Origin of the sequence: Burkholderia sp. ZZQ-2 (assembly GCF_050768715.1) — a bacterium.
Lineage (GTDB): Bacteria > Pseudomonadota > Gammaproteobacteria > Burkholderiales > Burkholderiaceae > Burkholderia > Burkholderia cepacia.
Window position 1 is genome coordinate 1 of record NZ_LDVA01000332.1, and the last position, 10,498, is coordinate 10,498.

At 69.0% G+C, this 10,498-nt stretch carries 9 protein-coding genes; 4 read left to right on the forward strand and 5 right to left on the reverse strand.

What is annotated here, in order from left to right; translation table 11 throughout:
- Nucleotides 1-996 precede the first annotated feature (996 nt).
- On the forward strand, nt 997-1,833 hold the full coding sequence (locus tag ABY44_RS31480; protein WP_431643134.1) for a bifunctional allantoicase/(S)-ureidoglycine aminohydrolase: 837 nt from the start codon (nt 997-999) through the stop codon (nt 1,831-1,833).
- A gap of 150 nt (nt 1,834-1,983) precedes the next feature.
- Here ABY44_RS31480 and ABY44_RS31485 read toward each other — a convergent pair whose 3' ends face one another.
- The gene (locus ABY44_RS31485; protein ID WP_060173989.1) at nt 1,984-2,910 is read right to left on the reverse strand and encodes a LysR family transcriptional regulator; all 927 of its coding nucleotides are present in this window, start codon (nt 2,908-2,910) and stop codon (nt 1,984-1,986) included.
- A gap of 119 nt (nt 2,911-3,029) precedes the next feature.
- Here ABY44_RS31485 and ABY44_RS31490 point away from each other — a divergent pair, with 119 nt between their 5' ends.
- A complete protein-coding gene (locus tag ABY44_RS31490) occupies nt 3,030-4,463 on the forward strand; it encodes an aldehyde dehydrogenase family protein (protein ID WP_060173988.1) in 1,434 nt (477 codons plus the stop codon).
- Nucleotides 4,464-4,765: 302 nt separating this feature from the next.
- Here ABY44_RS31490 and ABY44_RS31495 read toward each other — a convergent pair whose 3' ends face one another.
- Nucleotides 4,766-5,560, reverse strand: coding sequence for an aminoglycoside phosphotransferase family protein (locus tag ABY44_RS31495; RefSeq protein ID WP_060173987.1), 795 nt, complete (start codon nt 5,558-5,560; stop codon nt 4,766-4,768).
- A gap of 237 nt (nt 5,561-5,797) precedes the next feature.
- Here ABY44_RS31495 and ABY44_RS31500 point away from each other — a divergent pair, with 237 nt between their 5' ends.
- Nucleotides 5,798-7,918 carry a penicillin-binding protein 1A gene (locus ABY44_RS31500; RefSeq protein ID WP_060173986.1) on the forward strand — a complete coding sequence of 707 codons (2,121 nt, stop codon included), beginning with the start codon at nt 5,798-5,800 and terminating at the stop codon, nt 7,916-7,918.
- 8 nt (nt 7,919-7,926) lie between these two features.
- Nucleotides 7,927-8,538: a trimeric intracellular cation channel family protein gene (locus tag ABY44_RS31505; protein ID WP_027790403.1), complete on the forward strand. Its 612-nt coding sequence runs from the start codon at nt 7,927-7,929 to the stop codon at nt 8,536-8,538.
- Between the two features lie 29 nt (nt 8,539-8,567).
- On the opposite strand, the gene ABY44_RS31510 is transcribed toward ABY44_RS31505, so the two are convergent.
- The 3 genes from ABY44_RS31510 to ABY44_RS31520 form a co-directional block, all read right to left on the reverse strand.
- Nucleotides 8,568-8,951 carry a VOC family protein gene (locus ABY44_RS31510; protein WP_060083792.1) on the reverse strand — a complete coding sequence of 128 codons (384 nt, stop codon included), beginning with the start codon at nt 8,949-8,951 and terminating at the stop codon, nt 8,568-8,570.
- A 109-nt stretch (nt 8,952-9,060) separates the two neighbouring features.
- Entirely contained in the window at nt 9,061-9,882 is an 822-nt protein-coding gene (locus ABY44_RS31515) for a heme ABC transporter ATP-binding protein (protein WP_060173985.1), read from the reverse strand.
- 19 nt (nt 9,883-9,901) lie between these two features.
- The coding region (locus tag ABY44_RS31520) for a FecCD family ABC transporter permease (protein WP_431643138.1) at nt 9,902-10,498 on the reverse strand (597 nt) is incomplete at its 5' end.

Here is a 10,498-nt window from a genome sequence, read left to right on the forward strand (position 1 = left end):
GGCGCGGCGCTCGGCGGCAACATGTCGCGCAGCTCGTACGAGCGCGATCATGGCGATCGTGGCTATCGCCACCGCAAGCATCGTCACCACCGCGACTGGGACTGATCGCCGCTCGCGCGGCACGGTGCGCGAGCCGCGCACCGGCGCGTAGACGGCGTCGGCTTCCGACGCGAGATTCGGCCCGGCGGCCTGCCGGGCCGCCATCGCCGGCCAGACCGGCGAACATTTTCCGGCTTCGCCAGCCGCGGCCGGATGCCCGATCGATGGGCCGTCCAGTTTCCCCTCCTCGCAGCATTTCCCCGTTTTCCGGCTACACCGCCTCTCGCGACGGAATGCGTCTGCGCAGCGTCGACATCCTTGGCGTTCCATTCGACCCCGTTCGATCCTCGTTCCGCCCCGTTGGCCCGTTTCAGTCCGACGACGGCTCATGATCGGTGCGGAGCGGCTCGCAGCCGTGCACGCTTCGGCGCACGCCAATCTGCGTAACCGGATGTATCGCGCCCCGCGTGCGCGACCGGCGTGACCGCAGTTGCATACCCGCGCCTCCAGCGCCGCCGACTTGCGTTTGCACGGCCCCGTCCGTCAGGATTTCCCGGATAGCCAGACCGTCGCGCCACGCTCCCTCACCGCGTATCGCGGGTGCCGGCAGGTAGTGGGAAATCGAATGGAATCCATCGCAACATTTAATTGGTCGATTGCGAACGACTTCGCTATCGTCGGCGATGCTCGCGTACGGCGTCGAACCGTGCCGCCGGCCGCGCGTCGCCGCATGAACGCGAGCGCCACGGCCCGGCCGCCGGCCCCGCAAGCATGGGCCGCTGCGTCCGATGAACCGGACGAACCCGTCGCGAAGCCTGGCCGACCGAACGAAGGCGCGTGCGCCTTCAAGCCACCCCGGCAACGATGTCCCGCCGCCGCATGCGTGCCCCACGCGCATGCGTGCCGCCCGATGCCGTTGGCGCCCGGGGCCGGACCAACCCATTGCCTGGATGCACTATGTCTAAGACAACGTATTACGCGCCGCACGGCGGCCACCCGCCGCAGACCGATCTGCTGACCGATCGCGCGATGTTCACCGAGGCGTACGCGGTGATCCCGAAGGGTGTGATGCGCGACATCGTCACGAGCTGGCTGCCGTTCTGGACGAACACGCGCCTGTGGGTGATCGCCCGCCCGCTGTCGGGTTTCGCGGAAACCTTCTCGCAGTACATCGTCGAAGTGAACCCGGGCGGCGGCAGCGACAAGCCCGAGCAGGACAAGAACGCCGAAGCCGTGCTGTTCGTCGTCGAAGGCGAAGCCGAGCTGACGCTGCAGGGCACGAAGCACGTGCTGGAGCCGGGCGGCTACGCGTTCATTCCGCCGGGCGCGGACTGGACGCTGCACAACGTCAGCGATGCCGCGGTGCGTTTCCACTGGGTGCGCAAGCATTACCAGGCCGTCGACGGCATTCCGCTGCCGGACGCATTCGTGACCAACGAGCAGGACGTCGAGCCGATCCCGATGCCGGGTACCAACGGCGCATGGGTGACGACGCGCTTCGTCGACATGAGCGACATGCGCCACGACATGCACGTGAACATCGTGACGTTCGAACCGGGCGGCGTGATTCCGTTCGCTGAAACGCACGTGATGGAGCACGGGCTGTACGTGCTCGAAGGCAAGGCCGTCTATCGCCTGAACCAGGACTGGGTCGAGGTCGAAGCGGGCGATTTCATGTGGCTGCGCGCGTTCTGCCCGCAGGCATGCTATTCGGGTGGCCCCGGCCGCTTCCGCTACCTGCTGTACAAAGACGTGAACCGTCACATGAACCTGACGCTGAATCCGGCGCGCTGAGCGCCGCGCCAGCAGTCGAATGTAAAAACCCGCCGGCGCATGCCGGCGGGTTTTTTCTTTGCGCGGCGGTTATCCGGGATGCGCATGTCGACTCCAGGGCCGGTAACCTTGCCGTCGCCCGAACGGCGGCGGTGCGGGCCATCCCGTGCGTCATTCCTTGCGTCCGACGCTCAACGGCGCATCGGTCAGGCGCAGCTCATGCGCCAGGTCGATCAGCGCGCGCAACCGCGCGGGCACGAAGCGATGGCCCGAATAGTAGAGCCGCAGCCCGCCGAACGACGGGCACCACGGCGCCAGCACCGGCACCAGCGCGCCGCTCTTCAGTTCTTCGCCGATGAACCATTCGGAAATGAAGCCGATGCCCAGACCGAACAGGATCGCCTGCTTGATCGCGGCCAGTTCGTTGAGCGCGAACCGCACGGGCAGGTCCATCTGCAGCTTCTGCCCGTTGCGTTCGAGCTCCCAGTGATAGATGCCGCCGTGGGCCATGCGCATGCCGATGCTCTGGTGCTTGAGCAGGTCGCGCGGATGGCGCGGCGTGCCGTGGCGCTTCAGGTACTCGGGCGTTGCGACCACCAGCATGCGGATATCGCGCGACAGCGCGACGGCGATCATGTCCTGCGGCACGGCTTCGGCCAGACGGATGCCGGCGTCGAACCCCTCGGCGACGATGTCGATCAGGCGCGACTCGCTCACGATGTCGATGCGGACGTCGGGGTAACGCTGCGCGTACGGCTGGAACAGCGGCCCCAGCAACAGATGCGCGGCCCCCTGTGGCGCGTTGATGCGCAGCGTGCCGCTCGGTGTGTCGGGCCCGGCGGCGGCATCCTCGCCGGCGCTCCTGATCTCGGCGAGCGCGGGCGCGATGCGCTCCACGTAGCGCTGGCCCGCATCGGTCAGCGACACGCTGCGTGTCGAGCGGTTGAACAGGCGCACCTTCAGGCGCGCTTCCAGTCCGGCCACGGCGCTGCTCACCGCCGTCGTCGACATGCCCAGCTCCAGCGCCGCGCCGCGAAAGCTGCTGCGGCGCGCGACGGCCAGGACCACTTCCAGCTCGGTCATTCCGGTGCGGTGCATCGATTGTCCTGATTTTCGGGATGAGTCATCAGAGATAAGACGGCTTATCGGAACAGTAATGTATTCCTAGACTGCGTGTCATGACGGCTTGTCGGATACGCACACAAGGAGTACGCACCATGCAACGCATCGAACGGATCTACATCGACGGCGAATTCGTGACGCCGCACGGCGACGAATGGTTTGACCTGCACGACCCGAGCACCGAGCGGGTGATCGGGCAGGTCCGCCTCGGCGACGAGCAGGATGCCGAACGGGCGATCGCCGCGGCCAAGGCCGCGTTTCCCGGCTGGTCGCGCACCACGCGGGAAGAACGGATCGCTGCGCTCGAGCGGATGCGCGACGCCGTCGTCGCGCGGGAAGACGACCTGATGGAGGCCGTCGTGACCGAATACGGCGCGCCGGTCGAGCGCGGCCGCTGGATGGCGACCTATCCGGCGGACGCGATCCGGCAGGCCATCGCCGCGCTGGAGACGTTCGCGTTCGAGGAGCAGGCCGGCTCGGCCCGCGTGATCATGACGCCCGTCGGCGTGGCCGGCCTGATCACGCCGTGGAACAGCGATGCGGGGTTCATCTGCAACAAGCTGGCCACCGCGCTGGCGGCAGGCTGCACCGCGGTCATCAAGCCCAGCGAGATGAGCGCGATGCAGACGCAGGTCGTCACCGAGGCGCTGCATGCGGCGGGCTTGCCCAAGGGGGTGTTCAATATCGTCAACGGGCGCGGCGACGTGGTCGGCGACGCGATCTCGCGCAGCCCCGACGTCGCGAAGATTTCGTTCACCGGCTCGTCCGCGGTGGGCCAGCATCTGGTGAGCGCCGGCGCGGCGACGATGAAGCGCGTGACGCTGGAGCTCGGCGGCAAATCGCCGACGGTGGTGCTCGACGATGCGGATTTCGCGAGCATCATGCCGCTCGTGCTGCAGGCGGGATTCATGAACAGCGGTCAGGCCTGCATCGCGGGGACGCGCGTGCTGGTGCCGCGCCATCGGCTCGCGGAATTCGAAGACGCGATCAGCCAGGCGGTGGCGCGTGTGCGCTCAGGCGATCCGCGCGATGCCGGCACCGACATCGGGCCGATGGTCAGCGCGAAGCAATGGGAGCGGGTGCAGCACTACATCCGCATCGGGCAGGAAGAAGGCGCGGTGCTGCTGGCGGGCGGTGAGGGGCGGCCGGACGGTTTGCAGGCCGGGTGGTTCGTGAAACCGACGGTCTTTTCCCGGGCGAACAACCGGATGCGGATCGCGCAGGAAGAAATCTTCGGGCCGGTGCTGACCCTCATCCCTTACGAAGACGACGCCGATGCAATCGCCATCGCCAACGATACGCGCTACGGCCTGAGCGCGATGGTGCTGGGCAAGGACTCCGAACGCTGCGAGCGCGTGGCGCTGCAGATCGATTCCGGCCGCGTGCTCGTCAATACGCTGGCCCACGAGCCGCTTGCGCCGTTCGGCGGCTTCAAGCATTCGGGGCTGGGGCGGGAAATGGGCCGGTGGGGCATCGGCGCGTATCTGGAGCCCAAGACCCTGATCGGGAGCGCAAGCCGGGTCGCGTGAGCAGGCGCTCGCATTCGATGCTCCTGTACGCCGTGCGGGGGCGTTTGCGTCTCTCATGCTGATGCATCACGCATGCATCACCGGTGATCGGGCGCGCAAGCCGGGCCGCGTGAGCAGGCACTTGCCCTCAATGCCCTTGTCCGCCGTGCGGCCGCGTTTGTGTATCTCATGCGGCTGCACATCGCACGCGCATCGCAGGTGAAAAGGCGCGGCCGGTGATTCCAAGCCTCGGAGGTGGAACGGACGCATGCGGCGCATCCTGACGATGCGTGGCTGCTCGCGGATGCTGCTGCGTTGCGCGGCTACAAGCCGAGCGCGTGCGCGGCGAGCTGCGCGACCGCCAGCCGGGTTTCGGGCAGCAGGTCATCCTCCATCAGCCACACGGCCGACAGGCCCGCCCACGCGAGAATCCACTTCAGCAGCCGACGGCGATCGAGTCGCGCGGCATCAGCCACGCACACGACGCGTTGCGTGAAGCGCGCCGGATCGGCCGCGATCTCGTGCGCGGGATTGCAGAACAGGTTCGCATAGTCGAACGCACGATCGCCGCGCAGCCCTTTCGGGTCGATCGCGAGCCAGCCGCGATCGCCGAAATGAAGAATGTTGTCGTGATGGATGTCCCCATGCAGGACGACTTCGTCGACGGGCGGCCCGGCCAGCAGCTCGCGTGCGATCGTTGCCGAGCAATGCAGCACGTCGTTGCCGGCGTTGTCCGACAGCAGCGAACGGAACCAGTCGCGCAGCGGCACGACCGAAACCGGCTCCGGCGCGCGATGCGCGTGCAGCCGGGCGACGACGCCGCATGCGATGCGCATCGTGTCGTCGTCGTGACCCGATGCGGACAATTTGGCCAGCGACGGCGCGGGCTGCGCGCGCTCGAGCAGGATCGCGTCGCTGTCGTGCTGCCACACCTGTGCCGCGCCGTGCCCGTTCCACCACGTCATCAGCGCGTTGCCGCGCCGCTCTTCGTCGCAGGTGGCGACCTTCAGCATCGCGGGCCGCGCCTGCCAGAGAACGGGCAACAGGCCGCCGCTCGCGGTCAGGATCGGGCCGCCGTCGGGTACGAGGCCCCACAGGCCGAGGTATCGATCGAACATCACACGATGCTACAGGCGAAACGGATCGCGCGCAGCGCGGTTCTCCCGGCCGCGTTTGACGTGCCCGCACATTCGACGTGAACGGCCCGACACCATTTCCTAAATAAAATTTAGCCAGCCAAACTTTGGCTAAAGAATGTTCCGGTTTCGCGCGATCCCTTCGACAATGCGCGCCTTTCGTGACCGGTCGGTGCATATCGCGCGCCGGCCGTCGCAGCATCGAAGAAGGAGCCCGACATGACCGACCACACCGCATCCCCTCCGCCGCCGCCCGTGCCGCCGCCGCGCCGCCGTCGCGCATGGCGCACGCTCGCGGGCGCGCTGCTCGGCCTGACGCTCGCGTGCGCGGGCATCGGCGCATGGACGATCAATCGCATCTGGACGCAGCTGCCGTCCGTCGAGCACCTCGCCGTCTATCGTCCCGCGCTGCCGCTGCGGATCTTCTCGCGCGACGGCGATCTGCTCGCCGAATACGGCGTCGAGCGGCGCGAGTTCGTGCCGCTCGAACGCATTCCGCCGCTGATGCGGCACGCGCTGCTCGCGGCCGAGGACGCGAAGTTCTATCAGCACGGCGCGGTGGATGTCGGCGGCCTCGCGCGCGCGACGTTCGCGAACGTCGTGACGGGGCAGCCGGGGCAGGGCGGGAGCACGATCACGATGCAGGTTGCGCGCAACTTCTACCTGACGCGCGACAAGGTGCTGAGCCGCAAGCTCGCCGAGATCCTGATGGCGGCCAAGCTCGAACGCGAATACAGCAAGGACAAGCTGCTCGAGCTGTACATGAACGAGATCTACCTGGGGGAGCGCGCATACGGTTTCGCGGCGGCGGCGAACGTGTATTTCGGCAAGCCGCTCGACGCGCTGAACGCGGGCGAGGCGGCCGTGCTCGCGGGGCTGCCGAAGGCGCCGTCCGCGTTCAACCCGGTCGTCAATCCGGCGCGCGCGACCGCGCGGCGCAACTACGTGCTCGGGCGGATGCACGCACTCGGCCAGCTCGACGACGCGACGTACCGTGCGGCCGTCGACGCGCCGATCGCGCTGGCGACCACGCCGCCGCCCGGGATCGTCGCCGCGCCGTACGTCGCCGAACGCGCGCGCCGGATGATGGTCGAGCGCTTTCACGACGACGCCTATACGCTCGGCCTCGACGTGACGACGACGATCTCGATGCGCGACCAGCGCGCGGCCGAAGCCGCGCTCCAGCGTACGCTGAGCCGGCAGCCGGGCGCGAAGCGCGATGCGCGCAACGGGCTCGAAGGCGCGCTCGTGTCGCTCGATGCGGCCACCGGCGACATGCTCGCGCTCGTCGGCGGCGCGGATTTCAATCGCAACGTGTTCGACCATGCGCTGCAGGCGTATCGCCAGCCGGGTTCGAGCTTCAAGCCGTTCGTCTATTCGGCCGCGTTGGAGAAGGGCTACTTCCCGGGTGTGCTCGTCGACGATACGCAGCGCACGCTCACCCATGAGGAAACCGGCGCGCGGCCGTGGCGTCCACGCAATTTCGGCAACCGCTACGAGGGTTTCATCCCGGTGCGGCGCGGGCTCGTGCGCTCGAAGAACCTGGTCGCGGTCAGCCTGATGCAGGCCACCGACGCGCGCTACGTGCAGCAGCACGCGGTGCATTTCGGCTTCGACGCGCAGCGTAATCCGGCGTCGCTGCCGCTCGCGCTCGGCGCGGGCGCGGTGACGCCGCTCGAACTCGCGAGCGCGTACAGCGTGTTCGCGAACGGCGGGACGCGGATGGAGCCGCGCCTGATCCTGTCGGTGAAGCAGCGCCACGGCGGCGCGATGTACGAGGCCACGACGCCGGAAGGCGCGCGCGTCGTGTCGGCGCGTAACGCGTTCTTGATGGACAGCATGCTGCGCGACGTCGTGAAGGCCGGCACCGCGCGCGGCGCACTCGCGCTGCGCCGCGACGACGCGGCCGGCAAGACGGGCACGTCGAACGGGTCGAAGGATGTGTGGTTCGCCGGCTACTCGTCGGGGGTCGTCGCGGTCGCGTGGCTCGGCTACGACACGCCGCGCCCGATGGGGCGCGCGACCGGCGCGACGCTGGCGCTGCCGGTCTGGCTCGACTACATGAAGACGGCCGTCGACGGACGCACGCCGGTCGATGCGACGCCGCCGCAGGACGTCGCGCTCGTCGACGGCGATTTCGTCTACGCCGAATACACGCGCGGCACGTGCACGGCCGACGTGCCGTCGTACATCCGCAGCCGCTTCGCCTGCGGCGGCGCGGCGGCGCAGGACGCCTCCGATGCGCCGGCCGGCAGCGGCAAACCCGACGAGCCGATGCCCGCGGCCGTCGACGCAGCCGAGCGCGAACGCGTGCTCGACCTGTTCCGTACCGACGACTGACGCGCACCATGCATACGCTTTATCTGATTGCGATCGTCGCGGAAGCGATGTCGGGTGCGCTGATGGGCATGCGGCGCGGGATGGACCGCTTCGGGCTCGCGCTCGTCGGCGCGGTGACGGCGCTCGGCGGCGGCACCGTGCGCGACGTGCTGCTCGGCCACTATCCGCTCGGCTGGATCGCGCATCCCGAATACCTGGTGATTACGCTCGCCGCGGCAACCGTCGCGTCGTGGGCCGCCCGGCATGTCGCGCGAATGAAGACGCTGTTCGTCACCGTCGACGCGATCGGCCTCGCCGCGTTCACGATCATCGGCTGCGACATCGGCGCGTCGACCGGCGCCGCGCCGATCATCGTCGTGCTGGCCGGCGCGATCACCGGCGTGTGCGGCGGGATGCTGCGCGACCTGCTGTGCAACGAGATGCCGCTGATCCTGCGCGAGGAACTGTACGCGAGCGTCGCGTTCGTGACGGGTGCGTTGTACGTCGGGATGCAGCATCTCGGCATCGATGCGGGCGCGGCGACCGTGGTCGCGCTGGCGGCCGGTTTCTCGATGCGGATGCTGGCCGTGCGGCTCGGGTGGAAGATGCGGACCTTCGGCGCGGCCGACGTCGGGCATTGACGCGCGGCCGCGAGGTGGCGCGGCGGCATTCAGTCCGGCTGCATCACCTGGAAGACATTGCCTTCCGGATCGATGCCGTCGAGCAGCCGGTACGGGAATCCGTCGAAGCGCTTGACGTCGCGCACGGTGACGCCGTCGCGCGCGAGACGGTCGCGATGCGCGTCGATGTCGGCGTCGATCCGGAAGACGAGCTTCACGTTGTTCGTCGCCGGGTTCGCATTCGACGGCTCGGCCGCGTGGCGAAACGCCGGGCCGGCCAGATGCAGGGCGAGTTCGATCGCGCCCGCGTCGAGCACCGCCCATTCACCGTCGATTTCCTCGATGACAGGCAGATCGAAATGGCGTTGATAGAACGCCTTCAGCAGCGTGACGTCCTGGACGTACAGGATGATGCGGGTCATCGGAAGCGGCATGGGAGTCTCCTCGAAAGGGAAGCGCGAATGAGGCTGCTTGAAAGCCGGGCGCGCCGATCGACGGCCGATCGACAACCGGGAAGCGGCCGCCCCGCATGCGCCCGCGGCGTCATGCCGGGACCATGACCGGCGGCGCACCGTCGCCGGTTTCCACCATCTTCACGGAAAACCCGTAGCACTGCGCGATATGCGCGGGCGTCATCACGTCGCGCGGCGTGCCGTGCGCGACGATCGTGCCGTCGGCGAGCATCGCGATCGTATCCGCGTGCCGCGCGGCGAGGTTCGGATCGTGGACGATCGCGAGCACGCCGAGCCGCCATTCGCGCGCGACCGAGCGCACGGTGTCGAGCAGCCGGTGCTGGTGCGCGAGGTCGAGCGCGGCGGTCGGTTCGTCGAGCAGCAGGTAGCGCGGGCCGCTCTCCGTTGCGTCGTCGTCCGGCCATAGCTGCGCGAGCACGCGCGCGAACTGCACGCGCGCGAGTTCGCCGCCCGACAGCGTCGTGACGTCGCGGCCGACGAGCGCGTCGGCGCCCGCGCGTTCGAGCGCGCGCCACGCGATGTCGCGATCGTGATGCGATGTCGCGCCGCTGCGCCGCGCATGCGGATAACGGCCGAGCAGCACGATTTCGTCGACGCTGAACGGAAAGGCCGGTTGCGCGGCCTGCGGCAGCACCGCGCGCAGGCACGCGAGGCGCGGCGCGTCGATGCGCGCGAGCGGTTCGCCGTTCAGCGTGATGTGGCCGGTCACGCGCACGCCGCTCGGCGCGACGCTGCCGGTCAGCTCACCGGCGAAGGTCTTCAGCAGCGTGCTCTTGCCCGCGCCGTTGCGGCCGAGCAGCGCGGTCACGCGGCCCGGTTCGATCGACAGCGACAGGTCGCGGAGGATGGCGTTGTGGCGGCGCGCGACGTCGAGATGGTGAGCGGTCAGCATGGTCGTCGTGAAGAAAGGGTTACCCGCCGAGCGCGCCGCGGCTTTTCCACAGCAGCGCGAGAAAGAACGGTGCGCCGAGCAGCGCGGTCAGCACGCCGAGCGGAATTTCGGCCGGCGCCGCGACCGTGCGCGCGGCGAGATCGGCGGCGAGCGTCAGCAACGCGCCGAGCAGCGCGGCGCCGGGCAGCACGACGCGCTGGTCGGGGCCGCACGCGAGACGCACGCAATGCGGCGCGACGAGCCCGATGAAGCCGATGATGCCGGCGCACGATACCAGCGCGCCGACCGCGAGCGCGACCGCGACGAGCACGCGCCGCTTCAGCCGTTGCACCGGCACGCCGAGGTGCAGCGCCTCGGTCTCGCCGAGCTGCAACGCGTTCAGCGCGTCGCGTTCGCGTGCGAGCAGCACGCAGCCGATCGCGACGCACGGCGCGACGGCCGCCAGCGCGGACCATTGCGCGCCGCCGAGGCTGCCGAGGCTCCAGAAGGTCAGTGAACGCAGCTGCGCATCGTCGGCGACGAACGTGAGCAGCCCGATCGCGGCGCCGGCCAGCGCATTGATCGCGATGCCGGCGAGCAGCAGCAGCGGCAACGCGAGCCGGCCGCGCGACGCGGC